General features: G+C 61.6%; 22 protein-coding genes. 6 read left to right on the top strand and 16 right to left on the bottom strand.

What is annotated here, in order from left to right:
* Positions 1-30: 30 nt before the first annotated feature.
* Positions 31-1,353, bottom strand: a complete 1,323-nt coding sequence (locus AC2FNA_RS09520; protein ID WP_496825949.1) for a DUF1214 domain-containing protein — start codon at positions 1,351-1,353, stop codon at positions 31-33.
* On the bottom strand, positions 1,353-2,744 hold the full coding sequence (locus tag AC2FNA_RS09515) for a DUF1254 domain-containing protein (protein ID WP_496825947.1): 1,392 nt from the start codon (positions 2,742-2,744) through the stop codon (positions 1,353-1,355). Before AC2FNA_RS09515 ends, AC2FNA_RS09520 begins: the two co-directional genes overlap by 1 nt.
* A gap of 290 nt (positions 2,745-3,034) precedes the next feature.
* On the opposite strand from AC2FNA_RS09515, the gene AC2FNA_RS09510 reads away from it, so the two are divergent.
* Complete coding sequence (locus AC2FNA_RS09510; protein WP_496825945.1) at positions 3,035-3,736, top strand: Crp/Fnr family transcriptional regulator; 702 nt, start codon at positions 3,035-3,037, stop codon at positions 3,734-3,736.
* Between the two features lie 446 nt (positions 3,737-4,182).
* Here the strand turns inward: AC2FNA_RS09510 and AC2FNA_RS09505 are convergent, their stop codons facing one another.
* The 5 genes from AC2FNA_RS09505 to AC2FNA_RS09485 form a co-directional block, all read right to left on the bottom strand.
* Positions 4,183-4,899 carry a type 1 glutamine amidotransferase gene (locus tag AC2FNA_RS09505; protein ID WP_496825943.1) on the bottom strand — a complete coding sequence of 239 codons (717 nt, stop codon included), beginning with the start codon at positions 4,897-4,899 and terminating at the stop codon, positions 4,183-4,185.
* Positions 4,900-4,910: 11 nt separating this feature from the next.
* Positions 4,911-6,200: a TRAP transporter large permease gene (locus AC2FNA_RS09500; protein WP_496825941.1), complete on the bottom strand. Its 1,290-nt coding sequence runs from the start codon at positions 6,198-6,200 to the stop codon at positions 4,911-4,913.
* Between the two features lie 3 nt (positions 6,201-6,203).
* Positions 6,204-6,704: a TRAP transporter small permease gene (locus AC2FNA_RS09495; RefSeq protein ID WP_496825939.1), complete on the bottom strand. Its 501-nt coding sequence runs from the start codon at positions 6,702-6,704 to the stop codon at positions 6,204-6,206.
* Between the two features lie 65 nt (positions 6,705-6,769).
* Positions 6,770-7,792 (bottom strand): TRAP transporter substrate-binding protein, encoded by a 1,023-nt coding sequence (locus AC2FNA_RS09490; RefSeq protein ID WP_496825937.1) that lies wholly within the window; start codon positions 7,790-7,792, stop codon positions 6,770-6,772.
* Positions 7,789-8,997 (bottom strand): amidohydrolase, encoded by a 1,209-nt coding sequence (locus AC2FNA_RS09485; protein ID WP_496825935.1) that lies wholly within the window; start codon positions 8,995-8,997, stop codon positions 7,789-7,791. Before AC2FNA_RS09485 ends, AC2FNA_RS09490 begins: the two co-directional genes overlap by 4 nt.
* Positions 8,998-9,099: 102 nt before the next feature.
* On the opposite strand from AC2FNA_RS09485, the gene AC2FNA_RS09480 reads away from it, so the two are divergent.
* Entirely contained in the window at positions 9,100-9,540 is a 441-nt protein-coding gene (locus AC2FNA_RS09480) for a MarR family winged helix-turn-helix transcriptional regulator (RefSeq protein ID WP_496825933.1), read from the top strand.
* Between the two features lie 416 nt (positions 9,541-9,956).
* Here AC2FNA_RS09480 and AC2FNA_RS09475 read toward each other — a convergent pair whose 3' ends face one another.
* From AC2FNA_RS09475 to AC2FNA_RS09440, 8 genes are all read right to left on the bottom strand, one after another.
* A complete protein-coding gene (locus AC2FNA_RS09475) occupies positions 9,957-11,303 on the bottom strand; it encodes an aminotransferase (protein ID WP_496825931.1) in 1,347 nt (448 codons plus the stop codon).
* Positions 11,296-12,867, bottom strand: coding sequence for a trimethylamine methyltransferase family protein (locus AC2FNA_RS09470; protein WP_496825929.1), 1,572 nt, complete (start codon positions 12,865-12,867; stop codon positions 11,296-11,298). The genes AC2FNA_RS09475 and AC2FNA_RS09470 overlap by 8 nt, the downstream gene beginning before the upstream one ends.
* Positions 12,860-14,092, bottom strand: a complete 1,233-nt coding sequence (locus tag AC2FNA_RS09465) for an aromatic ring-hydroxylating oxygenase subunit alpha (protein WP_496825927.1) — start codon at positions 14,090-14,092, stop codon at positions 12,860-12,862. The genes AC2FNA_RS09470 and AC2FNA_RS09465 overlap by 8 nt, the downstream gene beginning before the upstream one ends.
* Before the next feature lies 1 nt (position 14,093).
* Complete coding sequence (locus tag AC2FNA_RS09460; RefSeq protein WP_496825925.1) at positions 14,094-16,157, bottom strand: FAD-dependent oxidoreductase; 2,064 nt, start codon at positions 16,155-16,157, stop codon at positions 14,094-14,096.
* Positions 16,158-16,222: 65 nt separating this feature from the next.
* Positions 16,223-17,284, bottom strand: a complete 1,062-nt coding sequence (locus AC2FNA_RS09455; protein WP_496825923.1) for an ABC transporter substrate-binding protein — start codon at positions 17,282-17,284, stop codon at positions 16,223-16,225.
* 18 nt (positions 17,285-17,302) lie between these two features.
* A complete protein-coding gene (locus AC2FNA_RS09450; RefSeq protein ID WP_496825922.1) occupies positions 17,303-18,400 on the bottom strand; it encodes an ABC transporter ATP-binding protein in 1,098 nt (365 codons plus the stop codon).
* Complete coding sequence (locus AC2FNA_RS09445) at positions 18,397-19,185, bottom strand: ABC transporter permease (RefSeq protein WP_496825920.1); 789 nt, start codon at positions 19,183-19,185, stop codon at positions 18,397-18,399. Before AC2FNA_RS09445 ends, AC2FNA_RS09450 begins: the two co-directional genes overlap by 4 nt.
* Positions 19,182-20,036: an ABC transporter permease gene (locus tag AC2FNA_RS09440; protein ID WP_430539050.1), complete on the bottom strand. Its 855-nt coding sequence runs from the start codon at positions 20,034-20,036 to the stop codon at positions 19,182-19,184. Before AC2FNA_RS09440 ends, AC2FNA_RS09445 begins: the two co-directional genes overlap by 4 nt.
* A gap of 133 nt (positions 20,037-20,169) precedes the next feature.
* Between AC2FNA_RS09440 and AC2FNA_RS09435 the strand changes: the two genes are divergently transcribed.
* The gene (locus AC2FNA_RS09435; protein WP_496825918.1) at positions 20,170-20,832 is read left to right on the top strand and encodes a TetR family transcriptional regulator C-terminal domain-containing protein; all 663 of its coding nucleotides are present in this window, start codon (positions 20,170-20,172) and stop codon (positions 20,830-20,832) included.
* A 42-nt stretch (positions 20,833-20,874) separates the two neighbouring features.
* Here AC2FNA_RS09435 and AC2FNA_RS09430 read toward each other — a convergent pair whose 3' ends face one another.
* Positions 20,875-21,378 carry an SH3 domain-containing protein gene (locus tag AC2FNA_RS09430; RefSeq protein ID WP_496825916.1) on the bottom strand — a complete coding sequence of 168 codons (504 nt, stop codon included), beginning with the start codon at positions 21,376-21,378 and terminating at the stop codon, positions 20,875-20,877.
* A 158-nt stretch (positions 21,379-21,536) separates the two neighbouring features.
* Between AC2FNA_RS09430 and AC2FNA_RS09425 the strand changes: the two genes are divergently transcribed.
* The 3 genes from AC2FNA_RS09425 to AC2FNA_RS09415 all read left to right on the top strand — a co-directional run bounded on the left by AC2FNA_RS09425 (position 21,537) and on the right by AC2FNA_RS09415 (position 25,909).
* Entirely contained in the window at positions 21,537-22,523 is a 987-nt protein-coding gene (locus AC2FNA_RS09425) for a 2-hydroxyacid dehydrogenase (protein WP_496825914.1), read from the top strand.
* A 96-nt stretch (positions 22,524-22,619) separates the two neighbouring features.
* A complete protein-coding gene (gene ggt, locus AC2FNA_RS09420; protein WP_496825912.1) occupies positions 22,620-24,410 on the top strand; it encodes a gamma-glutamyltransferase in 1,791 nt (596 codons plus the stop codon).
* 101 nt (positions 24,411-24,511) lie between these two features.
* Positions 24,512-25,909 carry an FAD-binding oxidoreductase gene (locus AC2FNA_RS09415; protein ID WP_496825910.1) on the top strand — a complete coding sequence of 466 codons (1,398 nt, stop codon included), beginning with the start codon at positions 24,512-24,514 and terminating at the stop codon, positions 25,907-25,909.
* Positions 25,910-26,062 lie beyond the last annotated feature (153 nt).

The raw sequence follows: 26,062 nt of genomic DNA, 5'->3' as shown, positions 1-26,062 counted from the left end.
AAGCAAAACGTCTACAAATCTAGGGGCGCCTCAGTTCAGCTTTCTGATACTTGGCGGAAACCAATTGCCCGCTTTTACGACTTCCTTCGGAACATAGGTCCTGAAGGTTAGCGAAAACGGTTTGCCGTCAGCCGAGGGCAGCCAGTTCGAGGATGGAAAAGCATCACTCTCGGCTGGGGCGATGAAAAGGGACAGACCGCCTTCCGCACCCCTTTCAAAGGGAGAATAGGAATTGAAGTTGAACCTGTCGATTTCGTTCGGCACCACGCGGTAATCGGGTAGGTCCACCAGGATCACCGACCAGTACCCGTTCACCACAGCATCGGGGCTGTTCGCTTCGTCGAAGTCGATGATGTAGGTGTTGTTGCCATCCAAGGGCTCGCCGTTCTCATCCGTCGTCGCGACGAAGTAGATCACCTCGTGCGTTGTGTTCGCCCAGATACCGACCAGATTGGCCGCTGTTCTTATCCAGTAATCATCGCCGTAGATGCCGCCGACGAGTACACCCAGCCAGTTGTTCTGGAAGGACCCTGCTTCTGTCACGGCGAATTGCAGAAAGCGGGGAATGACGGTTTCACGAATGGTTGCGGCAAGGGCATCCCGCCGTGCGGGATCGGATGCGACACGGGCCACCGCGCGTACTTTGGCTTGCATGTCCGGAGCGACCGGAATGCTGTCGAACGCCCCCGAGAGCAACTCGTCTGCATGGTCGAAAACCTCGATGCCAACTAACGACTGGTTGTCAAAAACGGGCAGGTTTGAAGGTGCCGAAATCTCAGGCTCACCGAGCGTGGACATCTTGAATTGGCGTTGCAGGTCCACCGCACCGTCCACATCCGTCTGCAACTCCACCCGCGCCAGCATCTTTGCCTTTCGGGAGGGCAGCACAACGGGAACGGCGCCTTCCGGTATCTCGGCAACGGTGTCAGGTGTCATGAAGGCATAACTGCCGTGGGGATTCAGCGGGTAGTCGCGCTCGTTGATGTTGGTGACGACATTGCCCCACTCGTCGCAGATCTGCACCGTGTAGTAGCGGCCCTCGACCGGTGGGACCTCCAGCAAGACCAGGCTTTGATCATCAACCGCAATCCAGGCTTCGAGATAGGCGACATCGAGGTTCGGGTTCACGAAGTCGGCGGCACCAACCGGATTGTACTTGATGACATTGTAGTCGACCCCAGGTTCCTCCATGTCCGTCTTTTCCTGACGATCGACCAGGGCCCGCCCCAGCAAATAGACATAGGCGTCGGCGACTGTCTCGTCGTCCGGGATCTGGACAGGTTGAGCCATAGCCGGACTGATCAGGACGATGGCGGCTATTGTCGCCAGAGCGCTTTTCAGGTGGTGCCGCATCACTTCATCCTTTGAATTGCAGGAAGACGGTATTCATTCGCCAGCATGGCGGCCTGCGGAACATAGGCCCGCAGGATGACGTAGAACTGGCCCTCCGGTGCCGGCAGCCAGTTGCCCTCCTTGTCAGGGCTGGGCGACTCATTTTGGATATAGATTTCAAGTGCGCCATCGCCATCCAGCTTAAGTGAAGCCGTGCGGTCGCCTATGCTATAGCGATTGATTTCATTGTGAACGAGCAGCCGCGTTTCGCTGTCATACATCGTGAGTGACCAGAACCCATCCACAGGGGGAAGCTGGCCCGGTTCGAAACGGAGAACGTACTGTGATGTGCCGTCGAGCAAAGCACCATCGGCATCCACGTTGGCAATAGGGTAAAGTGCCTCTTCTGGGCTGTGCGTATAGAGGAATTTCCACGCGACGGCAGACCGGAAAAGATAATCGGTGCCGAAATTACCCATGGGCGGGGTGTATTCCCAACCGTTGATCCGTTCCCCCAACTGGTTCCCAAGGGCTTCGATTTCGGCCCTGCCAGCGTCGATACCTTCCTGCAGAGCGGCCTGGGTCTCGGTATCGAAGAGATCGGCTTCGAACCCATCGACACCGCCGCCCAGAACACCAATCCGATGTAGCTTTCCAAGTATCTCTTCCTCATCGAGACGAGGTGTGTGCCAGTCCAGGATCATGTCGAGATAGTCGAAGAAGGCGATCGTCTCGACTGCCTCGGGGTCGAAAGCGAGAAAATCGACTTCGGGCGCGGACACGGGTACAGTTTGACCAAGGAAAGCACTGAGCGGCGTCAACTTCAGACCATCCTGCACCTCTGCGGCGCCCGACGCGTCTTTCGGTCCGTTGATGGCGGTGCGGGTTGCAAGCGCTACGAACTGGCTGGGTGCGATAAATACGCGGTCAAAGTCTTGGCTCTTCAGAGATCCTTTGAAATTCGGGCCGGCGAGGACGAATACACCACCGTCGCGCCCCGTCTCGCGAGTGCCTAAATAGGCGAAGTTGTCCGTCGAAAAATCGACGAGCTGTATGGAAAAGTACCGGTCCCCGGTCGGAGGCACCGTGATTACCAGCGGCTCTGTCCGCAAATCCGCAAACGTGGTGGAGTACAGCGTATCGTTGTTCGGAGTGACGACCAGCGTAAAATCGGGATCATAGGGTTCGCGATTATGCTGGTATGTGTTGAACCCCGAATAGACCGGTGACTGCTCAAAGATCGAAAAACCGAACATCGTCTTGTAGTTTTCGACCATGGCATACCCAAAGATATAGCCTTCACGCCCGATCTCGCGCGCTTCATCTTCGGTCAGGTCCGCTCGGGCAAGGCCTGCGCCTAAAAGGAAGAACGCAGTGCCGGCGAAGAGAGTGTTTGCGAGAATTGTCTTCATGGATCGCCTCCGGTTCTCGATCGTTCAGGGGCCTGTTCGTGAGTGATGGATGGACGAAGAAAAGCCCTCGCCCGCCGATGCGTCGCGCCTTCATCTTCCGCGAAAGCATTGGGAATCGTCAAAGTATCCGGGCCACGGGGGTTTTACCCAGTCGACGACCATTCGTGACAAAAGACACTGAACTGCACCCGCGCCCTAGGAAACACTATCAAAGTGACACCCCCGCGTTTGACACCAAATGTGCAATCTCCCAAGATTTGTGGCTTTTTGTTGTTGGGGGGATCGCGTGGATGAAGCGCAAGGAAGGATTGCAAGTCCTGTTGAGCCGGGGATGGTTGAGCCATGTTCCGCAGGCGTTCGGGGATGATCTTCTAGCCGAGGCACGGTGGCGGCACTATGAGAAGGGTGAACAGATCTCGCTCGCGGGTGACGAAAACGGCGACATGATCGGGGTCGCCGAAGGCTTCATGGCATTTCACACCAGTTTCGGCCGGCCTGATTCACCGATCCTGCACATGACCCCGCCTGTCGTCTGGTTCGGCTATCGCTCGATCCTCGTCGGCGACGCGCGGGTGGCGACAGGCATCACCATGTCACCTGTGGCATGTGCGGTGGTATCGTACCAGCATGTCCGCGCACTTCTGCACGCTCGGCCGGAACGGTGGGAGCACATGGTGATGCTGTCGATGGAATATGGCGACACGGTCTCGACCGTCGCGTCCGACCTGACCATCCGCGATGCCGAAACACGCCTTATCGCCGTACTGCTGCGCTTCGGCGGCCTGCGCGGACCCGGCGCCCGAAGCGCCGAGCCGATCACCGTTCCGGTCAACCAGAACGATCTTGCCGAAGCGGCCAATCTGTCCCGCAACTGGACGGGCGGCATCCTGCGGCGGCTGGCGGCCGAGGGCAGCATCGAGACCGGATACAGCGGCGTCGCGATCAGGGATCCGAACGCTCTGCTCGCCAAAGTGGCAGAGCGCACCGGCTGACCTGTATTCCTCAGGCAACGTGCTTCGAGAATGTCGAAGGGCTCCGATGGCCCGTGATTTTTTAAAGAAACATGACCTTGTCCGCCCATGAGGCAAGATGACAAGCTATTTTCTCCTTTGCGCCCTACGATCGGTTTCCCAAACGCAGAGCGGCGCGGCTCCTTGCCAACAGGCAGCGTCCCGAAAAATGTCCAAATACTCAGCTGGGATCTGAAGAGGGGTCCGCAAAGGGCTCGACCGAGACATCAGAGCAAAACCATCGGATGACCGCCCAACGTAGCATTGCTGCCGTTGGTCGCGTTCGTTGATCTTGGTGACGACATTGCCCCACGCATCGCAGATTTGCCACGTGCTAGTGAATTCGGCGCCGAGCTTGGGCACCGAACTGCGGAATACTGAACAACTGACGGCGTGGCAGGTCGAATGAACGACACGCCGGGACTTTTTCATTTCTTATGTCGTGCTCCCTCGAAGAACTGCGCGACCCATTCGGCGAATACACCGCTGTCGGTCTTGGTCCCTAGGCTTTCCCGAGCGTGCGCGATCACCAGCGGATCGAGTGAGGCAGATAGCTCATCCACCACGTCCGCAATGAAAGGGCGTGTCATTTCAGGGTGATGTTGTGTCGTCAGGATCTGGTTGCCAACGAAAAAACCGGCATAATGGTTGCGATCCGTTCTCGCAAAAACCGTGGCTCTTTCGGGCAATTGCACCACCACCTCGTTGTGGACCGCGTAAAGGTTCAGCATGTCACGCGGCGGAACCATCCATGGTGCCGTGTCGCATATGCTGACGCTGACCGTCCCGAGGCTCCATCCTGTCGGAGCTAAGGTGACCTGCCCCCCCAGCGCCTTGGCAAGCGCCTGATGACCGAAACAGATTCCGAACAGCGGTATCCCGGCCGCGTACCGGTCGCGCAGGTAATCCAAAAACTTCTCTATCAGCGGATAGGTGTCATTGACGGACGCCGGGCTGCCGGTGATGAGCATTCCGTCGAACTCTTCGGGATCATCAGGATATGTATCATCGTATACCTTGAATGACTCAAATCGCCAGTCGGGCCTTACAGCACCCAGGCACGCCGCGATCTGCTCAGATTCGCTCTCATGGCGCGAGTAAACCGCTTCGGCTCCGACGTTTGTCGACAGAATGGCGAGTTTCATTGGTCGTTATCCTAGGGGGCCGCAAGCAGTCCGATCGATAGCGCGGGAACGGCGATCAACAGCCCCAGCCGGACGAAATCGGCTGCGATGAAGGGGAGAACCCCCCGGAAGATCGTTCCAAGAGGCACGTCCTCGTTGACGGATTTCAACACGAAGACGTTCATGCCCACGGGTGGGGTGATCAGGCTGATTTCGGTCGTGACCACGAGCAGGATGCCGAACCAGACCAGATTGACATCCAGGGACACTAGGATCGGGGTGAAGATCGGTACCATCAGCAGGATGATAGACATGCTTTCGAGCACCATTCCCAACGCCAGGCACAAAAGCAGGATGAACAGGACAACCTGAAGCGGGCCGAGCGCATAGGCCTCGACCAGGTCCTCCAGCAAGAAGGGCAGATCGGAAAAATTGACGTATTCTGTAAAGAACAACGCGCCGACATAGATGGTGAACAGCATCGCGGTCGTCTTACCGGTCTCTGACATTACATTGATCAGCATGTCCCACGACAACCTGCCGCGTACGGCGACAAGGATCAGGGCAGTAACCGCGCCAATTCCCGCTGCTTCGGTCGAGGCGAGCAGGCCAAAGTAGATCCCACCGAGCACCACCGCGAAGAGGAGCAGGATGTCGATCACACCCATCAGTGCCTTGCGGCGTTCGGCCTTGCCAACCCGTGGTGCAGCCGGTCCCCGGTCTGGGTAACGCGCCGTCACGGCCTTGACCGCGGCCATGTAGCCCAGAACACCCAGCACCCCCGGTATCAGCCCGGCGACGAACATGTCCGAGATGTCCTGTTCGGTCATGATTGCGTAGATTATGAGGACGATTGAGGGCGGGATCAGGATGCCGAGCGTTCCGCCGGCGGCGATCACGCCCGTGGACAGGCTGTCATCGTAGCCTGCTGCGCGCATCGACGGCATCGAGGCGCGGCTCATGGTGGCGGCCGTTGCCAGCGAGCTGCCCGAAACGGCGCTGAATGCGCCGCAGGACAACGCGGCCGCCATGCCCAAACCTCCGCGGCGATGGCCGACATAGGCGCCGGCCGCCTCGAACAGCTTGTCCGATATCTGTGCCCGGGCAACGATGTTGCCCATCGCGATGAAGAGCGGCACAACCGAGAATTCATAGGCAAACCCGGTTTCCAACACGGTCTGGCCAACCAGGCTTGCAGTGGGGCCCAGCCCGATATCCAGCGCGAGGCCGATGATGCCAGCAAATCCGAGGCAATAGGCAATGGGCAGGCCGAGCAGCATGGCGACCAGCATCCCGACGGCAAGGAGGGCAAAGATTTCCATCGCTCAGATCTCCTTAAGGTCTGCAGAAACTTCCTGCGCTTCCCGCCCCAGCAGGCAACAAAGGGCAGTGACGGAGAGCATGACCGCCATCACTGCGGCCACCAGCCAGATCGGAATGAAGAGAAACGCCGTATGCTCGCCGGTCCCGAATGCGTGTTTGGCAAACGACGCCATGCTCCACGCAAGGAATCCGAAGAAGGCCAGTCCGGCGACCGCAACTAGTGCGCTAAGGCCTCGGGCCAGTTGCGGCGGGTATTTCTGGCGCAGCAGATCGACGCTGACATGGCCGCGACGCAAGGCGACGATCGGCAGGGAAAAGAAGACCCCGATTGTCATCAGCGCCTGGATGATCTCGTATCCGCCAGGTATGGGCGACGCGAAGACCTCGCGTCCGATCACATCGACGAATGTGACAAGGGCGATGACGCTCCAGGCGATCGTGGCGCCGAAGCTGGCAACCCTGTCAAACAGCGCAAAGACGGGCGAAGGCGTACTATCGGACATGTTTCCCCCCTGTTCGGAATGGTGGCGCGGCAGATCACCGCCGCGCCCAGAGTCATTGTCGACGGTCAGGACCCGGAGGCCGAGACTGCGGCGCGGAAGCTGTCGATGACTGCTCGTCCATCGGTGCCCGTATCGGCGATCTGATCGATCCAATCCTGCTCGTATTTCGAAAAGGCCGCGTCCAGCGCCGCCTTGAGTTCGCCTTCGGCAACGGTCGTCACCACACCGCTTGCCTCGAACCCTGCGTCGGCCCCGGCGCCCAGTTCGTCCCAGACGCGTCCCAGATCGCGCGCCAGAACCTCTCCACTGATCGCATCGATCGCCGCCTGATCTGCGGGCGACAGCTTGTTCCAGCTGTCCAGGTTCATGACGATGAAGTAGCTCACGTTGTAGAGCCCGCCATCATAGACAAAGCGATTGGTGAAATAACGGTCGAACCCGAAGGCAGGAACCAGCGAACGATCCAGCATGGCACCGTCGACCACACCGTTCGAGATCATCTCGGCAGCCTTCGAGAATGGCGCCTGGACCGAGGTCATGCCCAGCGTGTCGACGACGCGGGTCGCCGCCTCACCACCGCCGCGCACCTTGACGCCGGCGTTACCATCAATGCTCTCGACCACATGTCCAGTTGTGAACAGCTGACCGGGCCCGGAGGTGAACAGGGTGATGGTCTTGACGTCGCTCATTTCGTTGTTGGCGCCGAAGAACGCGTTGTAGGTCTGCCAGAAGGCGACGGATGTCGCCTCGGCGCTATCGCCGCCACCTGGCAGTTCGACAAAGGCATACTGCTTGAACCGGCCCGGGCTGTAGGATTGGTTTCCAAGGGCGATATCCGCCTGCCCAGTCGCGGCCACGTCGTATTGCCCCGGTAGAGTGCCGACCAGCTTGGGCAGGATGCGCACTTCTACACGGCCTTCGGTGACCTCTTCGACCTTCTGAGTCCAGGGTTCAATCACCTGGGTGAAGAGCGGGTGCGTCGGCGGCAGCGCCAGCGACATGCGCAGACGTTCCTTGGCAAAAGCTGCCCCAGGCAGAGCCAAAGCCAGCGTCATGGCAAGAGCAAGAATTCGGGATGTTCCAGTCATTTTGTTTCCTCCTCAATGTAAAGGTTTGCAGGATTGGAAAGGGCGAGGTGAGCGATTTCCGCAAACATCGCGACGCCTGTCCCGATCACGTCATCGTTGAAGTCATAGGTCGGCGCGTGCAGCGCGCGGCCTTCGGGGCCACCGCCCTGACCGAGCCAGAAATAGGCCCCCGGGCAGGCGTTGAGCATGAAGGAGAAATCCTCGCTTGCCAGGCTGGGATCGAGACCCGTCGCCTCGTTTTCGCAGCGCAACCCGAGGTTTTCGGCCGCTCTGCGGACGATTGCCGAAGCTCGCGCGTCGTTGTTCGTTGTCGGGTAGACCTCGTGCAGATCTATCTCTGCAGCGGCCCCGAACCCAGTGGCTATGCCGTCGATGAGGCGCGGAATCTCGCGGTAGAAGCGTTCGGCGGCATCGGGTTGCAGGATACGCACCGCGCCCCGTATCCGCACGGTTTCAGGCAGAACCGTAACCGCATCGGTGGATTCGATTTGGGTGAGGGATATGACGATCGCGCGGCGGGCATCGACCTGCTGGGCCAGGTAGCTGTCGAGCGCCAGTTGCACATGCGCCGCGGCGCTCATCAGCGGCGTCGCCTTATGAGGCATGCCGCCATGCCCGCCCGACCCGCGCAAGGTGATGTCCAGACGGTGCGAAGAGGCCATGATCGGGCCGTCGAGGGCGCCGATGACGCCGGGCGGCAGATCCGGCCAGTTATGCAGGGCAAAAACCCGATCCATTGGAAAGCGCTCGAACAGCCCGTCTTGCACCATTCGCCGGCCACCTGCCTCGCCCTCTTCCGCAGGCTGGAAGATGAGGTAGACGGTGCCTGCGAAGTCTCGGTGTTCGGCCAGATGATCGGCCAGCCCGAGAAGAATGACCGTGTGCCCGTCATGACCGCAGCCATGCATGCGGCTGGCGATTTTCGACGCATAGGGTTTGCCCGTCCTCTCGGTGAACGGCAGGGCATCCATGTCGGCGCGGAACCCGATGGCAGGCCCATCGCCCCGCGTACCCTTGATTTCCGCCACAAGGCCACTCTTGGCAATTCCGGCCTCGTAAGAAATTCCGAGAGATTCCAGTCGGTTGCGGACAAACCCGGAGGTCTGCGGTAGGTCGTATCCGATTTCCGGATGCGCGTGCAGCCAGCGACGATCCTTGGTCAGAACGTCAATGTGGTCCTGAGACAGCCATGTGACTTCAAGCATCGAATCCCCTCCTCACATATAGTTATCAAAGATAATTATCTCAGTAAATAATTACATCTGAAATTATCCCGTGGTACAAGTATTCGAAACGCCGGAGGGAAGATGGACACCAACGCAAAGCTTGATCTGATGGAACTCAGGAACTCGGCCGGTTACCTGCTTCGCCGAGTGGACAAAATGTTGCGGGACCAGACATTAACGGAGCTGGCCAAGCTTTCGTTGTCCTCGCTCGAAGGCACCACGCTGTATCTTGTGCGCGAGAACCCGGACTGCACCTTGCGGCGGCTGGCCGAGGCTGTCGATACCGCGCCGCCTTCCATGCACCGGGTTGTCACGTCGCTTGAGGAAAAGGGGCTGTTGACGCGACACCGCGACGAGAAAGACGCGCGCTTCGTCTATATTCGTTTGACAGAAGAAGGCAGAGAGCGAACGGAGAAAGCCATTTCAGCCGTCACAGCGGTCGAGCGCGCTGCAATGCAACACCTCAGCGGACCCGAAATCGTTCGGTTCAGAAAGACTTTGGAAAAGTTATTGGAGATTTAGCCCAAAGCGATGTCCGAAATGGATTGAGGATCAGAAACTAGCATGAGACCGCCCCTGGACCAATCGCCCACCGGCGACAAACACTGACAGGAAGCGGCAATTCGTGCATCTTGCAGCAACGGCCGCTCCGGGCTCTCAACCGTCATCTCACCAAATCAGTCGGATGTCCGTATTGTAGCTGACAGGTGCGATGAAACGCTGCGACGGTGCGGGATGCAATCAGCGCGCGGGACGACCCCGCTGGTTCGATGAGGTGACTTTCGACGAGCGCGCGCAAAAGATTGGCGCAGGCCTTGAACCGACGCAGCTGCTTCTCCCTGACTGTCCGAGACCGCCCTTGCGGCTATCGACCCAACTCCCGTCCGGACTGGGGTGAAACCCTGCCGGCCATCCGGTCCCCTTGGCCTTGCCCCCGGTCAGGTGGAGGATCTTGCAGCCAGGATTCCCTCTCGCAGAATATCGAACATCTGATGGATTTCCGCTTCGGTGATGATCAGCGGCGGTGAAAAAACGCACATATTGACGATGGGGCGCAGGATCAGCCCGCGTTTCTGGCATTCGGCATCGATCCTAGCGCCAAGCTGGTAATCGCGCTGCAACTCGCCAAGCGCGGCACCGGCCTCGGAGCATTGTACGCAGCCCATCAACCCCATACCGCGGGTATCGGCGACGATGTCGATCTCTGCCAGGTCCTGCAACCGCCCCTGAAAGACAGGCGTCATCCGCCGCACATGGTCAAGGATACCTTCGCGTTCGATGATCTCCATACTCTTGAGACCCGCCGCCGCGCTGACCGGGTGGCCGGAATAGGTATAGCCGTTGGAAAAGGTCGCCTCCATTCCGGCCACATCGGCGATCAACCGGTCCGATACGATGGCCGCACCCATTGGCGAATATCCCGAAGTCAGACCTTTTGCGCAGGTGATGATATCCGGGTCGATGTCGAATACATCCTTCGAGGCGAACCAGTGACCCAACCGCCCGAACGCGGTGACGACTTCGTCCGAGATATACAGGACATCGTGGCGGCGGCAGACTTCGAGACAGCGCTTGTGATAGCCTTGGGGAGGGACGATGACACCACCCGAGGCAAGGATCGGTTCGGCGATGAACGCGGCCACCCTGTCGGGACCCAGCGTCTGGATGGCGGTGTCGAGATCGGCGACCTTTTCCTCCAGAAACGCTTCCATCGACTGATCTTCGCGACGATAGAGCGGGTTCACGTTGGGCAGAAAGTGGGTCAGGTCGTCCGCCTTGTCCAGCCATAGGCGGTCGCGCTCCTTTCCGCTGACGCTTGCGGCCAGATAGGTGCTGCCATGATAGGCTTTCTGGCGCGAGATGATGATCTTCTTCTCGGGACGCCCCAGCAGATTGTTCCGGAACTGGATGAAGCGGAGCGCGGTATCGACCGCAGTCGAGCCACCGGTGGTGAAAAAGACATGGTTGAGATCACCGGGCGCGCGTCTGGCAATCTCGCGGGCGAACCGGGCCGCAGTCGAATTGGTGTTGCTGAAAGGCGAGAAATAGGCCAGCTGCCGCGCCTGCTCCGCCATCGCCTCGGCCATTTCCGTGCGCCCGTATCCGATCTGTGTGCACCACATGCCACCGGGACCGTCGATCAGCCGGTCGCCCCGGTCGTTGACGACATGAATGCCGCTTGCGCCTTCGACAAGGGTCCGGTCATTGCGGCCAAGCGTTTCCATCCCTTCCCATGGATGCAGAAAGTGATCGTTGTCCCATTCCCTGGCCTTGGTGTTATCCATGGCGCACCGCCATTTCCGCGCGCGTCATGACAATCGGGAACTCGGCGCGCACCTGGGCGTCGGCGGCGCCGAAATAGTTGGGGAAATGGCTGTCCAGGATCCGTGTGGCCTTTTCCCGCGCCCGCTCCAGCAGATCGGTCTTGCCCTCGTTTTCCCATGTGTCGGTGCGTTCGCGGTCCATCAGCTGAGGGTAGACGAACTCGCTGTTCATATAGGATAAAGTGTGCGGATTGCCGAGGAAGTGGCCGGGGTCTATGGCACATTTGTGGATCACGTCCACCGCCATGGTCTCGTCCGACACCTCGATCCCGCGCAGGGTGCGCAGGATCATGCCGCCAGCCTCGTCGTCGATGACCATGCTTTCGAAACTGCATCCCATCAGGCTTCCGATCATGCCGCCGAACTCGCACACCCGGTTGGCCCCGGCATGGGCGGCCAGTGAAAAGGTCAGTGCCTTCTCCAGCCCGTATTGCGCATCGGGCACCTTGGCATCGGTCATCCCCGCGCCAACGGATGTGGGCAGGCCATAGAAATTGCCCATCTGCACCGCGGCGGCCCCGATCAGCGCCTGTTCGCCGCTGCCCCCGGTGAACGAGCCGCTGCGCAGATCGGTGATGAAGGGCCATGCGGCAAAGCAGACCGGACAGCCGGGGGTGATCAGGTTGACGATCGCCACGCAAGCGAGGGTTTCGGCCACGGTCTGCACCAGCGTCCCGGCCAGCGTGGCAGGGGCGGTGGCCCCCGCCTGCGGCGGCACCGCCAGATCGACGGTCAGGCCCAGTTTGGCGGTGTCGATCAGAAGCTCCATGTTCTCGCGCCCGATCCGCAAGGGCGAAACCATCGGGCAGCCGCCAAAGATCACGCTGGGCTTTTTCATGAAACTGCCTTCGCCGCCCGAGGCCAGGTCAAACATGCGGATCGCGTGCGGGATGTGGCTGCGGTCGCGAAAGGTCAGGCAGGCGGGTTTCTGGCTGCCCGCCAGCATCGCATAGACGGTGTTCATGTCATGGGCGAAATCGTCGGTCACATCGGTGGCCAGAACCGTATCGCCCAGCATGTGGATGTTTTCCAGTTGATCCACCAGCCGGGTGAAATCGTAGACGTCGCGCAGGGTCGAGGGGCGATAGGACCTCGTTTCGTAGTCGAAGGTGGTGACCGCCGTGCCCGAGTTGGCGAAATAGACGCTTTCGGCGGTGCAGTGCATGTCATCCTTGCCCTCACGCTCGCCACGGGCGAAAACATAGAACTCCTTTGCGGCGACAGAGAGCAGGTCCTCCATCAGCGCGCGGGGAAAGCACAGGCGGCCATGCTCGTTCAGCACCGCGCCCTTGGGCAGGACAAGATCCAGTAATTCGGGAAAGTGATCGGACACGCCGGTGCGTTCCAGCACGGTCAGCGCGGCAGCGTGGATGTTTTCCATGTCGCGCTGGCTGAGCGGTTTGTACCGTCCGCCCTGCATCCCGCCATGTACCGCCTCGTTACCGGTGGTCGCCTGCTGCACCGCGATCCGCGCGGCACGTCCGCCGCCACCCCGCCGACGGGGTTTTGTGGGTGTCTCAACCATTTGCTGCCTTCCTGAATTCGGGGTCCGACCCGATCATACGTAGATAGAAGTTGTAGAAATCGCCCACCCAGCCTTCCATTTCGCTCAACGGGCCGGGCTGGAAATAGGCCGAGTTCACGCCAGCCTGATTGTGCCGGATGATGCGTTCGTCATCCTGGGAGGTGACATGCCAGAGCCAGGTGAGCGCTTCGCGGTCATAGTCGCGCCCCGCCTCGGCGTCGGCATGGACCATCCAAACCACTTCGATATCGGTCTGCTGCACGTCGCGGGCCAGGAACCGGTAGCCAACCAGGTGATCGGAATAGATCAGGAACCAGTTGAGTGGTCCGATCCCCATATCGGTCGCGCCGCCGTCATACCCTTTGAGCTCACCCAGAAGCGGAGCGAGGGGCGCGCCATCGCGGCTGCCGGTGTCGTAGCCGGGATAGAGCGGATAGCGGCGCAGATAGGCGCCGGTGAACGGCGTCGGAGCGGCCGCCCCGGTCAGGTCCAGCATCTCGGAGGATAGCCCCGCTGCCGCCGCGCGCTCCGCCAGAGGACCGACGAGCTCGGCCATCTCCTTGGGAGATTTCAGGCTGTGCGAGCGCGAGTATTCCTGATGCGCGGGGCCGCAATGATAGCATTCCAGATAATTCTCGACCGCCAGTTTCCAGTTGGCGGGCACCGGATAAGTAGCCTTGTGCGCCACCTTCAGGCGGTCCAGCCCATAGGGCGCGGTCAGCGGGGCCAGTTGCGCCAGCGTCGGCTCCAGTGCCGGTGTGTCCGCGTCGCAGCAGACAAAGATCAGTCCCTGAAACAACGTCACCCGGACCGGGAACAGACCCCAGCGCGAGGGGTCGAAATCCGGCCCCATGGCCCGGCCCGCGCGCAACTCGCCTGTCAACTCAAAGGTCCAGGCATGATAGGGGCAGGCAAAGACGCGCGCCGTTCCCTCAGCCTCTGTACAGATGCGCGAGCCGCGATGCCGGCAGATATTCAGATGTGCGCGCACCCCGCCGTCGCGGTCGCGCACGATTATGATGGATTCCGACCCGTAATCGAGCAGGACATAGTCCCCTGCCTCGGGGATCTGGCTTTCGTGCCCGGCCCAGAGCCAGTTCCGGTTCCAGACTCGGGCGATATCGTGATCATGGATCGCCTGGGAGGTGTAAAACCCGCGCGGCATCGCCAGCCCGGGGCGGTATTCGGCAATCAAAGCGTCCAGTTCGGGGGGGCGTCCGGTCATGTCACAGCTCCTCTCGCAGGTCGATGATTTCACGGCGGAACCAATCCTTGTCGGCATCCTGTTGCGGGCGTTCGAAATCACGGGCGGCGCGATGGCCGGAGAACACCGCATCGACGATCAGGCCCGGCTGCGCTGCATCCCCGATCAGCTCGAGCGTGGTCAGGTTCAGTGGCTTCAGGGATTCGTGCAGGGCCGTCTCGCGGATGCGCTCGGTCACCAGCACCGCTGATCCGCAGGCCACAGGTAGTTGTCGCCCGGTAAAAGCGCAGGCCAAGGTGGCGCTGTCGGGGCCAAGCGCCACAAGCGTCTGGTTGCAGCGGATGTCCACGCCCAGGTCGATCAGCCGGGCCTGAATGCGATGCTGTTCCAGCGTGTTCACGGTGAAGCTGGAAACCAGGCTCTCGGGCGTGGCAAAGATCACGTCCAGACCGGCCATGGCCAGCTTCTCGGCAATCACGCCCGCCAGATAGACATTGTCGTCATCATAGACCAGGACCGGGCCCACAGGGGGCATCTGACCCGACAGGATGTCGTCGGGTGTCAGGATGGTTGCGCTCGCTGCGATATCTGGCGCGTGGCGCTGGGTGTTGCGGCCGATGCCGTCGCGGCGCCAATGGGCCCCGGTCGCCACAAACACGTTGCCGATGCCCAGTTCGGCGACCTGCGCCGCATCCAGTGCGCTGTTGGTGAACATGCGCACATTGGCGCGCCGGGTCAGGTCGTTCAAGCGGTAGTCCATCACCCGGCCCCAGGCCGAAAGCCCCGGCAGGCGGCTTTCGCGGGCCACGCGCCCGCCGAATTCGGACGATGCCTCGGCCAGTGTCACCTCATACCCGCGCCGGGCCATCTGCATGGCGCATTCCAGCCCGGCCGGGCCGCCGCCGATCACCAGAACCTCGTCCTGCTTGCCCTTCGAGGTGATGATTTCGGGATGCCAGCCGCGCCGCCATTCCTCGCCCATGGTCGGGTTCTGGGTGCAGCGGATCGGGATGCCAAGATTGTCCGAGGCGACACAGACATTGCAACCGATGCATTCGCGGATCTCGTCGATGCGGCCCTCGCGGATCTTGGTCGGCAGGAACGGGTCGGCGATCGAGGGCCGCGCCGCGCCGATCAGGTCCACGATCCCTTTTCTGACCATCGACACCATCAGGTCGGGCGAGGTCAACCGGCCCACCCCCACCACCGGCTTGCCCGTCACCTGCTTGACGAAGGTGAGTACGTCGTTCTGGTACCCGTCCTGCGGCTGAAACCGGGTGGTGATACTGTCATTGTCCCAGCCCGAGACATTGACGTCCCACAGGTCGGGCAGATCGGCGAGCAACTCGACCACGGCGCGGCCCTCTTCGGCGGCTTGCATGCCGTCAGGTCCCTGCATCTCGTCAATGGCAAAGCGGAAGGCCACCGCACAGGTGTCGCCCACGACCTCGCGCGTGTCCTCCAGCAACTCGCGGGCAAGCCGCACACGGTTTTCCAGCGACCCGCCATATTCGTCGCTGCGGGTGTTCATGTGCGGCAGCATGAAATGCTGGGCGATCGACATGGAATGCCCGGCATAGACATAGACGATATCGGCACCGGCCTGTTTGGCGCGCAGCGCCGCGTCCCGGTGCCAGCGGCGCAACTCGCGGATATCGGTCTTGTCCATGGCGCGGGCGTGTTTCGGCATCGCCAGATCGGCGCTCATCTCGGAGGGGGCCAGGATCGGCGCGCGGCTCAGGTGGTTGACTGCGTGGTTGCCGTTATGCACCAGCTGGATCGCAGCAAGCGCCCCGTGTTCATGCACCGCATCCGTCATCAGGCGAAGAGCGGGGATGTCGCGTTCATCCCAAAGACGCCCCTCGGGAAAGGGAGACAGGTCCGAGGTGGGATGTATCTCGGTCTCCTGATTGGAGACCACCGCCCAGCCGCCCGCGGCCTTCATCCCGCGCACCCCGGCATCGGCGCGCGGGCGCAGATGACCCAGGCCTGTGCAGTGGGGTACCTGGAAAAACCGGTTGCGGGCCGTCACCGGCCCAATCCTGACCGGTTCGAACAGCAATGCGTATGGGTTCGCGTCGGACATGTGGCGCGTCTTTCTGTCGGTTGGGGGGCCGGAGACGCCCATGCGTCCCCGGCAGAGTGAGTGAGTTAGAACCCGGCCTTGATCCGCTCGAACTCGGCCAGCATCTTGGCTTCGAGCTCCGGCGTGACCGCGTCAAAGAACAGGCTGCCTTCGAAGAAGCTCTTGGGGTCTGAGAAGCCGTAGGCTTCGATATTGGCTTGATCGGCCATCTCGAACGCCTTGGTGTTGGAATGCGGATACCCCCAGTTGTCGATGATGTACTGACCGCTGGCGGGATCGGTGAGCGCGTTGAGCAGGTCATAGACCTGTTCGTCCGGCGTGGTCGAGGATTTCAGATGCACATAGCCACAGACCCAGGTGGCGATACCTTTGTCGACGTCCCGCATCATCGCGGCGGGCACTTCGTTCCAGATCAGGTTCAGTTCGGACTGGTTCCAGGCCCAGCCCATTTCGATCTCACCGCTGGTCATTGCCTGATCCAGCTGGCCCGCATCGGACCAGTAGAACCGCATGTTCGGATGGATCGCACGCAGGAAATCCGACGCTTCCTTGAACTGTTCGTCGCTTAGATTGGTGTAATCGGCGCCGTTGCCGGTGGCCAGAGAGGCCAGCGCATAGGCCGACGAGGCCGCATCGGGAATGGAGATCTTGCCAGCATAGGCGGGATCGGCCAACAGTTGCAGCGAGATCGCGTCAGCAGCGATCTTGTCGGTGCGATAGATCAGGCCGGTGTTGCCCCATTCGAAGGGCAGCATGTAGAGCTTGCCATCCAGAACGATGCCGTCGACCTCCTTGATCTCGGGCAGCATATCGGCCCAGTTGGTGAGCTTGCTTTCATCCAGCGGCTTGATCAGGTCGGCCGCCACCCATTTGCGCACCGCGTCCGAGCAGGGATGGGCGAGATCGGCGGTAAAGCCCGACATCAGCTTGGTAAAGGCCTCTTCCTGACTGCCGAAATAGGAATAGCTGGGCGCCTCGTCCCCGTATTTCGCCATGTAGCTGGCAAAGAAGCCGGGGTCCTCGTATCCAGACCAGTCGAAGACCGTTAGATCGGCCCCTCCGGCTCCGGCGCTTGCCGTGCTGATCGCCATCGCGCTTGCGAAGGCCGCAAATCCCTGAAGTTTCATTCTATCCTCCCTTTGACATTATTCGGTGGCCTTGCCGAGATCGATCACGCTGGCGGGCAGTAGCCCCAGCCAGACGGTATCGCCTCTGTTGAAATCGACCGTGTGGAAATAGTTGGGGACCGAAACCGCGATCGGCGTTTCGACGCCTGCAACCTGAACGTGGTAGTGGATGTTCTCGCCGTAAAAGGCGACATTGCTGACCGTGCCCTGCACCGCGGTGGCATAATCGGTGGGCCTCTCGGCCTTGATCTCGAGTTGTTCGGGACGGATGCCGATGCTCATCCGTCTGGCGTGGCTCGGCACGTTCGGGTTTCGGTCGATTTGCATCCGGCCAAACGCGGCGGCGTCGATCGAAAGCGTATCGCCGGTCTCGTCAAGCAGGTCGGCGGCGATGATATTCATCTCGCCGATGAAACTGGCGACCTGCCGGTCGCAGGGGCGCGCATAGAGCGTGGCCGGCGTGTCGACCTGCTTGAGCCGCCCGTTGAACATGACACCGATCCGGTCGGACATGGTCATCGCCTCGTACTGGTCATGGGTAACCATGACAAAGGTGATGCCCAGCGATTGTTGCAGGTTGCGCATCTCGAACTGCATCTGTTCGCGCAGCTTCTTGTCCAGCGCCGACAGCGGTTCGTCCAGCAGCAGCACCTTGGGCCGCATGATCAGGGCACGTGCCAGCGCCACCCGCTGCCGCTGCCCACCCGACAGCTCGCTGGCGCCGCGATTCTGAAGGCCGCCGAGCTGGACCATCTCCAGCGCCTCGGTCACGCGCTGGTCGATCTCGGCGCGGGACACGCGACCGCGCAGCCCATAGGCGACGTTGTTGCCGACATTGAGATGCGGAAAGATCGCGTAGCTTTGAAAGACCATGTTGGTCGGCCGGTTGTTCGCCGGTACCCCCGCCATGTTCTGGCCGTCGATCGTCACGCTGCCCGCAGTCGGGTCTTGAAACCCCGCTATCATCCGCAAGACCGTGGTCTTGCCGCATCCCGACGGACCGAGCAGCGAGAAGAATTCGCCCTGCCTGAGGTCCAGATTGATGCTTTCGGCGGCCACGAAGCTGCCATAGCGCTTTTCCACATCCCTGAGTTCTATGATGTTTCTCTGTGTCATCTGACCTCGCGGGCGGAAGAGCGTCGGCGGAAATACTCGGCCAGCACCAGCAGCAGGACCGAGGTGAGCAAGAGGATAGAGCCCAGCGCCAGCACATTGGGAAGCTTGGCGGGAAAGCGGATCTGGCTCCAGATATAGACCGGCAGGGTGGGCTGGTTGCCGGAGAGAAAGAAGGCGAGCACGAATTCATCGAAGCTGACCGTGAAGGTGACCAGCATGCTGGCCACGATTCCGGGGGCGACGACTGGCAATGTCACCCGCCGGAAGGTCTCGAACACGCCGACACCCAGGTCATAGGAGGCTTCTTCCAGCGAGGCATCGAAATCATCAAAGGCGGATTTCAGGATCGAGACCGCAAAGGGCAGTGCCAGGAACGTATGGCCCAGCGTCACGGTGAACAGCGAGGGTTTGAGGCCGAGAAACAGAAACAGCACCAGCATCGACGAGGCCACGATGATCCCCGGAATGACCAAAGGCAGCATCACGAGGCCCTCGGCGGCGTGCTGGCCCCGGAACCGGTATCTCACAAAGGCGCGTGCGGCGAACAGACCCATCGCCGTGGACAGCAGGGCAACGACAAATCCGACCCCCAGCGAATTCCACAGTGCCTGGATCAGCGTGTCCTGTTCGCCCAACTGCCGATACCAGTCCAGCGTCCAGCCCTTGATCGGAAAGGCGACAATGGTGCCGCTGTTGAACGAGAACAGGGGCAGGAACAGGACCGGCAAATAGAGAAAGCCCAGATACAAAAAGGCATATGCGGTCAGGGTCGAAGGGCGTCTCATCTGATCCGCCTCCCCAGCGATGTGCCGGCGATGACAAAGACGATGGCGACAAAGCCCACCGACAACATCGCAATCAGCGACAGCGTGGCACCCAATGGCCAGTTGTTGGCTGCCCCGAACTGCACCTGAATGAGGTTGGCGATCATCTTGCCATCCGATCCGCCCACCAGCGCCGGGGTGACATAGTCGCCCACGGTCGGGATGAAGATGATCAGGCAGGCCGCAATGATACCCGGCAGGGTCAGGGGCAGCGTCACCCTAAAGAAGCGTTGCGCCGGGCTGTTGCCCAGATCGGTGGCGGCCTCCAGCAGGCTGGGGTCGATCTTTTGCAGGCTGACATAGATCGGCAGGATCGCAAAAGGTGCCCAGGCATGCGCCAACGTCAGCACCACCGCAAATTCATTATAGAGCAGGAAGCCCAGCGGTTCGTCGATCAGTCCAAGGCCCAGCAGCGCCGAGTTCATCACCCCGTTGAAACCCAGGATCAGTTTCCACGCAAAGACGCGGAGAAGGTAGCTGGACCAGAACGGAATGGTGATGAGCAAAAGCCAGATGGTCTTCTTGCGCGCCTTCATCGCGATGAAATAGGCGATGGGATAGGCCAGTGCCACGGTCACCACCGTGACCGCCCCTGCGATCCAGATCGAACGCAGCATCAGGTGGCGCACAAGCGGATCGGCCAGCGCGTCGCGATAGTTCTGGAGCGTCGGGGTCCGGTCGAGCGTCACATAGGTCTGGGTCCAGAACGAATAGGCGATCAGAATCACCAGCGGCGCGGCCACCAGAAAGCCCACGTAAAGCGTGGCTGGCGCGCTCAGGGCGTATCCCCGGGACGTTTCGCTGCGAAAGATCACCCTGTCTCCCTTGCCGAGTTTTTCGAGCCACAAATGGACGATCGTCCATTAAATGTTGCTCCAGAATGACCTTTCGTGTCAATATTCCTGTGAGATGACCCAGACAGCAGGCCGCAGTCGCATGAATTCATTGAAAAAAGCAACCGGCTCAAGGGCAAGGAAACGTGGTGCCAAGCGCGATCCCGAAGCCAACAAGCGGCTTCTCATTGAGGCGACTCTGGACACGATTGCCGATATCGGCATCACCGACACCTCGGTCAGCCGCATCTGCGAACGCTCGGGATTGTCGCGGGGGATGATCCACTTGCATTTCGGCGGCAAGGACAATCTGCTCACGGCGGCGGCCCAGCAATTCAGTGTCGAATACTATGCCGCGCTGGACGGGATGACCGATCTCGGGCCCGAGGCATCGCCCGAAGACCGGGTCATGGCCGTGGTTGCCGCCGACCTGTCCGAGACGCTGCTCAACCCGCGAAGCACCAAGATCTGGCATGCCTTTCGCGGCATTGCCAGCTCTCATCCCGGAATCGCGCTCTACAGCAGCACCCAGGACAAGAAGCTGGTCGACACGTTGCGGCAGGCATTTGGTGAGCTCTCCGAACGCGCGGGGCAGGATGCCGCTCTGGCAGATGATGCCACCAGCGGCACGCTCGCCTTGCTCGAAGGGATGTGGGTGAACTATCTGACAGACATGCAGGGATTCTCGCGCGCTGGTGCGGCGGCGCTGGTGCGGCGGTTCCTGGCCGGTCTCTATCCGGGATGTTTCGACAGGGGGCGGGGACAAGCGGGCTGACGGCACCCGGTCACGCGCGCGGTCAAATTTTGCGATTTCGCCTTATTCTCGGACCTCGTCCGGCGCGACGCCCCAGAGGCTGGCCTTGGGCGCCCAGCCGCGATATCCGCCGGCAGATATACGGCACCAGTCGTCCGTACAGGTTCCCAGCCGCGCCACCACGCCCATCTCGAAATGCGCGGCGACCTGCGAGGCTGGATCGGGACGGGCATAGAGCGGCATCATGTCCTTTTCCACCAGCACCGTACGCACGCCCGAAAGCAGCGCGTAATGCACCCAGCCACCGGCGCCGTCACGGTCCTGCACCTTGCGCCAGTGACCGTGTTCCGCGGTGATCTGCAACGGCATGTCGCGGCGCTTGAAGACCCAGTCGATCCGATGGGTCAGCGACGGGCCCCGCCGCACGTTGCCTTCGTTCGCCTTCATCGAGACATAGCGGGGAATCGGAAGGTTGGTCACCGCGCCACGCTTGGCCTCTTCGGCCGTTGCTGTGCCCGGAGCCAAAGTTACGAATATCGAAAGGGCCGCCACCGCGAGGGGGCGCATGAAACTGTTGAAACCTGTCACTGTCTGCCTGCCGGATTGTCTGCCTGCTCAATCGGAAAAAGCCTGCGTCATTTGCGCATGGGGTTCTTGTGCCCCGCTCTCTCCTGCGCCACGATGCCATGGCGCGCACCGAATTGCAAAGCCGTGGGAGAGCTCAAGTGCCAAGAGAACGTCTGAGTGTTGTCGTAACGCGACGGTTGCCCGAGGTGGTGGAAACCCGCCTGAGCGAACTGTTCAATGTCCGCCTGAGGGATGACGACACGCCAATGTCGCGGGACGAGCTGGCCGCGGCCCTGCGCGAGGCCGATGTGCTGGTGCCGACGCTGAACGACCGCATCGACGCGGGCCTGCTGGCACAGGCGGGCGAGCGGATGCGGCTGATCGCCAATTACGGGGCTGGGGTCGATCACATTGACGTGGCCACGGCACGTCAGCGCGGCATTCTGGTTTCGAACACGCCGGGTGTGCTGACTGACGACACCGCCGACATGACCATGGCGCTGATTCTCGCCGTCACCCGCCGGATCCCCGAAGGGCTGGCGGTTATGCAAAAGAACGAATGGACCGGCTGGGCGCCCACCGCGCTCTTGGGCGGGCGCGTCGGTGGACGGCGGCTTGGCATTCTTGGCATGGGCCGCATCGGTCAGGCGGTGGCCCGTCGCGCCAGCGCCTTTGGCATGCAGATCCACTATCACAACCGCCGCCGGCTGCGCCCCGAGGTCGAGGATGCGCTGGAAGCGACCTGGTGGGACAGTCTGGATCAGATGATCGCGCGGATGGATGTGATCTCGGTCAACTGCCCTTCGACGCCCTCGACCTTTCACCTGATGAACGCGCGACGTCTGAAGCTGATGAAACCCTCGGGCGTCATCGTCAACACCTCGCGCGGTGAGGTCATCGACGAGAATGCGCTGACCCGGATGATTCGCGCGGGCGAGATCGCCGGGGCGGGGCTGGATGTGTATGAACACGGCACCCAGGTGAACCCGCGTCTGCGCGAATTGCCCAATGTCGTGCTGCTGCCGCATATGGGGTCGGCCACGCTGGAGGGCCGGATCGAGATGGGCGAGAAGGTGATCATCAATATCAAGACCTTCGCCGACGGTCACCGGCCGCCCGATCAGGTGGTGCCGGCGATGCTCTGAACCACCAAGGTGGATAGAGTCGAACAGCCTTAGATTGTATCGTCCCCGCATCGCTGTCAGGATGAACGCGGTAACGCGACAGCAGGGAGAGTGACGATGCGAACGGGTATGATAGCGGGCCTCTGGCTTTCGGCGCTGGCGGCAGGGGCCGCACTGGCGCAGCAAGAGGCCGACACGGTGGCCCCCGAAGGCGCGGCAACAGGTCAGGTCAGACCGTTCTCTGCCGTTGTCGAGGCCGCGCAGGCGGCCAAGGACGCAGGCCAGCCGGTTGAGGCGAAGAATTGGATGGTGGCGGCCGCCAACCCGCTGGCGGTCATGGCCGGGGGCAATGTGCTGCGCCAGGGCGGTACCGCCGCCGATGCGATGGTTGCCGTGCAGACCGTGCTGGGCCTGGTCGAGCCGCAAAGCTCAGGGCTCGGTGGTGGCGCCTTTCTGGTCTGGTATGATGGCAGCACTGGCCAGATGACCACGCTCGATGCCCGCGAAACCGCCCCGCGCGAAGCGACACCGACCCTGTTCCAGGACGACACCGGCGCGCCGCTGAAATTCTTCGACGCCGTGGTTGGTGGCCTCTCTGTCGGCACGCCGGGCACGCCCGCCTTGCTGGAAGAGGCGCACCGCCGCTGGGGGCAGGCCAATTGGGGGTCGCTGTTTGGTGATGCGATCTGGCTGGCCGAAAACGGTTTCACCGTCTCGCCGCGCCTCGCCGGTCTGGTCGAGGCGGACGCTGAAAGGCTCGGCCGCTTTCCCGAAACGGCGACCTATTTCCTGCCCGGTGGCGAGGCCATCAAGGCCGGTGACACGCTGAAGAACCCCGCCTATGCCGCCACCCTGCGGGCGCTGGCCGCGGGAGGGTCGGCCGCCTTTTACGGCGGTCCCATCGCCGCCGATATCGTGCGCACCGTCCGCAATGCCGAAGGCAATCCCGGTGTCCTCTCGGGCGCCGATCTGGCGCTTTACCGGGTGATCGAACGTGAACCTGTCTGCGCCAGCTATCGCGCCTTTGAGGTTTGCGGCATGGGGCCGCCCTCGTCGGGTGCGCTGACCGTGGGCCAGATTCTCGGCCTTCTGGAACCCTATGACCTGGCGGCGCTGGGGGCCGAAAACCCCGAAAGCTGGCGGTTGATCGGCGATGCCTCGCGCCTCGCCTTCGCCGACCGGGGCCGCTACATGGCCGACAGCGACTTTGTCCCGATGCCCACCAAGGGGTTGGTTGATCCCGCTTATTTGAAATCGCGCAGCGAGTTGCTGTCCGGCCCCAACGCGTTGGAGAGTGTCGAACCCGGCAACCCAGAGTTCGACCATGCCTCGAACTGGGCTGATGACATCTCGATCGAACTGCCTTCGACCTCGCATATCTCGATCGTGGACCGCTATGGCAACGTGCTGTCGATGACCACCACCATCGAAAACGGCTTTGGCTCGCGGCTGATGACGAACGGGTTCCTCCTGAACAACGAGCTGACCGATTTCTCGTTCAAGACCCATGTCGATGGCGTGCCCATCGCCAACCGGCTGGAGCCGGGCAAGCGCCCGCGTTCCTCGATGGCACCCACCATCGTCATGCAGGATGGCAAGCCGGTGCTGGCCATCGGCTCGCCGGGGGGCAGCCGTATCATCGGCTATGTCGCCCGCGCGATCATCGCCTGGGCCGACTGGGGCATGAACGTGCAACAGGCGCTGAACGCGCCGCATCTGGTCAACCGCTTCGGCACCTATGATCTGGAAGAGGGCACCGATGCGGCGGCGATGGAAGAGGCGCTGACCGGCCTCGGCTACAAGGTCTCGGTGCGGGCGCTGACTTCGGGCCTGCACGCCATCGAGATCGGTGAAACCCTCAAGGGTGCTGCCGATACCCGCCGCGAAGGCATCGCCATGGGCGAATAGGGCGGTCGGGGTTTGTGGGTATTGACCCGCCAGCACCCGGCTCTCTACTTAACACATGAACCTTGGCGGGGCTGGCCCGCCGGGGCCAAGGGGGGACAGACATGGTTCAGATCACCGCATTGACGCGTAATGAAACCGGCATCGAAACCGTGATCGGTATCCTGAAACAGCGCTTTGGCGACCGGGTTCAGACCGGCCAGGCGATCCGCGAACAGCATGGCCACACCACCACCTGGATCGAGAACCAGCCGCCCGATGCGGTGGTGTTTCCCACCTCCACCGCCGAAGTGTCCGAGATCGTCAAGACCTGCGCCGAACACAAGGTGCCGGTCATCCCCTTTGGCACCGGCACTTCGCTCGAGGGGCACGTGAACGCACCCGCCGGGGGCATCTCGGTCGACCTGATGCAGATGAACAATATCCTCGCCGTGCACGCCAGCGATCTCGACTGCGTGGTTCAGCCCGGCGTCACCCGCGAACAGCTCAACACCCACCTGCGCGACCAGGGCCTGTTCTTTCCCATCGACCCCGGCGCGAATGCCTCGCTGGGTGGCATGGCATCGACCCGGGCCAGCGGCACCAACGCTGTGCGCTATGGCACAATGAAGGACAACGTTCTGGCGCTTGAAGTGGTGATGCCCGATGGCGAGGTGATCCGCACCGCGCAGCGCGCGAAAAAGACTTCGGCCGGATATGACCTGACCCGGCTGATGATCGGGGCCGAGGGCACGCTGGGCATCATCACCGAAATCACCCTGAAGCTGCAGGGCATCCCCGAGGCGATCTCGGCCGCGCGCTGCTCCTTCCCGACGGTCGATGCCGCCTGTCAGGCGGTGATGACCACGATCCAGTTCGGCATCCCGGTGGCCCGGATGGAGTTGCTGGACGTGATCGCGGTGCAGGCGGTCAACGCCTATTCCAAGCTCGATCTGCCGGAAACGCCGCTCTTGCTGCTGGAATTCCACGGGTCCGAGGCGGGCGTCGCCGAACAAGCGGAACTGTTTGGCAGCATCGCCGAAGAGAACGAGGGCAGTGGTTTCGCCTGGACCACCTCGACCGAGGAGCGCAACCGGCTGTGGAAGGCGCGGCACGAATTCTACTGGGCCTCGCTGCAACTGCGCCCGGGCCGTACGGCGCTGGCCACGGATGTGTGCGTGCCGATTTCGCGGCTGGCGGAATGCGTCAATGCGGCCACTGCCAAGGCCGAGGAACTCGGCCTGTTTGCGCCTCTGGTCGGGCATGTGGGCGACGGCAATTTCCACATCTCGCCGCTCATCGACAAGGATGACCCGGACGAGATCGCCAAGACCGAAGCGTTCACAGCCTGGCTGGCCGAACTTGCCATTTCGATGGATGGGACCTGTACGGGCGAACACGGAATCGGTCAGGGCAAACGCGCTTATCTCGGCCAGGAACTTGGCGCGACCACCCGCTATATGACCGCGATCAAGGCCGCACTGGATCCGTCGAATATCATGAACCCGGGTAAGATTCTCTAACCGGTACGGGTGTGACGTCAGAGATTTTTCGACGAAAAATCTCGCCTCCGGCGGGAGTATTTGTCGCGGAATGAAGCGGTGATGGCCCTTCATTCCGCCCAAAATACTCAATTGCGACCATGTCTGGACCGGGCGCGCGCGTCGTTGTCAAGG

The organism is Ruegeria sp. YKSD163, from assembly GCF_059612905.1.
The sequence above is the reverse complement of the archived record's forward strand: the minus strand, read 5'-3'. Positions and strand labels throughout refer to the sequence as shown.

What these genes read in the sequence shown, in the direction of transcription:
- AC2FNA_RS09520 (WP_496825949.1), bottom strand. Translation starts at nt 1,353, where the DNA reads ATGCGGCACCACCTGAAAAGCGCTCTGGCGACAATAGCCGCCATCGTC.
- AC2FNA_RS09515 (WP_496825947.1), bottom strand. Translation starts at nt 2,744, where the DNA reads ATGAAGACAATTCTCGCAAACACTCTCTTCGCCGGCACTGCGTTCTTC.
- AC2FNA_RS09510 (WP_496825945.1), top strand. Translation starts at nt 3,035, where the DNA reads ATGAAGCGCAAGGAAGGATTGCAAGTCCTGTTGAGCCGGGGATGGTTG.
- AC2FNA_RS09505 (WP_496825943.1), bottom strand. Translation starts at nt 4,899, where the DNA reads ATGAAACTCGCCATTCTGTCGACAAACGTCGGAGCCGAAGCGGTTTAC.
- AC2FNA_RS09500 (WP_496825941.1), bottom strand. Translation starts at nt 6,200, where the DNA reads ATGGAAATCTTTGCCCTCCTTGCCGTCGGGATGCTGGTCGCCATGCTG.
- AC2FNA_RS09495 (WP_496825939.1), bottom strand. Translation starts at nt 6,704, where the DNA reads ATGTCCGATAGTACGCCTTCGCCCGTCTTTGCGCTGTTTGACAGGGTT.
- AC2FNA_RS09490 (WP_496825937.1), bottom strand. Translation starts at nt 7,792, where the DNA reads ATGACTGGAACATCCCGAATTCTTGCTCTTGCCATGACGCTGGCTTTG.
- AC2FNA_RS09485 (WP_496825935.1), bottom strand. Translation starts at nt 8,997, where the DNA reads ATGCTTGAAGTCACATGGCTGTCTCAGGACCACATTGACGTTCTGACC.
- AC2FNA_RS09480 (WP_496825933.1), top strand. Translation starts at nt 9,100, where the DNA reads ATGGACACCAACGCAAAGCTTGATCTGATGGAACTCAGGAACTCGGCC.
- AC2FNA_RS09475 (WP_496825931.1), bottom strand. Translation starts at nt 11,303, where the DNA reads ATGGATAACACCAAGGCCAGGGAATGGGACAACGATCACTTTCTGCAT.
- AC2FNA_RS09470 (WP_496825929.1), bottom strand. Translation starts at nt 12,867, where the DNA reads ATGGTTGAGACACCCACAAAACCCCGTCGGCGGGGTGGCGGCGGACGT.
- AC2FNA_RS09465 (WP_496825927.1), bottom strand. Translation starts at nt 14,092, where the DNA reads ATGACCGGACGCCCCCCCGAACTGGACGCTTTGATTGCCGAATACCGC.
- AC2FNA_RS09460 (WP_496825925.1), bottom strand. Translation starts at nt 16,157, where the DNA reads ATGTCCGACGCGAACCCATACGCATTGCTGTTCGAACCGGTCAGGATT.
- AC2FNA_RS09455 (WP_496825923.1), bottom strand. Translation starts at nt 17,284, where the DNA reads ATGAAACTTCAGGGATTTGCGGCCTTCGCAAGCGCGATGGCGATCAGC.
- AC2FNA_RS09450 (WP_496825922.1), bottom strand. Translation starts at nt 18,400, where the DNA reads ATGACACAGAGAAACATCATAGAACTCAGGGATGTGGAAAAGCGCTAT.
- AC2FNA_RS09445 (WP_496825920.1), bottom strand. Translation starts at nt 19,185, where the DNA reads ATGAGACGCCCTTCGACCCTGACCGCATATGCCTTTTTGTATCTGGGC.
- AC2FNA_RS09430 (WP_496825916.1), bottom strand. Translation starts at nt 21,378, where the DNA reads ATGCGCCCCCTCGCGGTGGCGGCCCTTTCGATATTCGTAACTTTGGCT.
- ggt (WP_496825912.1), top strand. Translation starts at nt 22,620, where the DNA reads ATGCGAACGGGTATGATAGCGGGCCTCTGGCTTTCGGCGCTGGCGGCA.
- AC2FNA_RS09415 (WP_496825910.1), top strand. Translation starts at nt 24,512, where the DNA reads ATGGTTCAGATCACCGCATTGACGCGTAATGAAACCGGCATCGAAACC.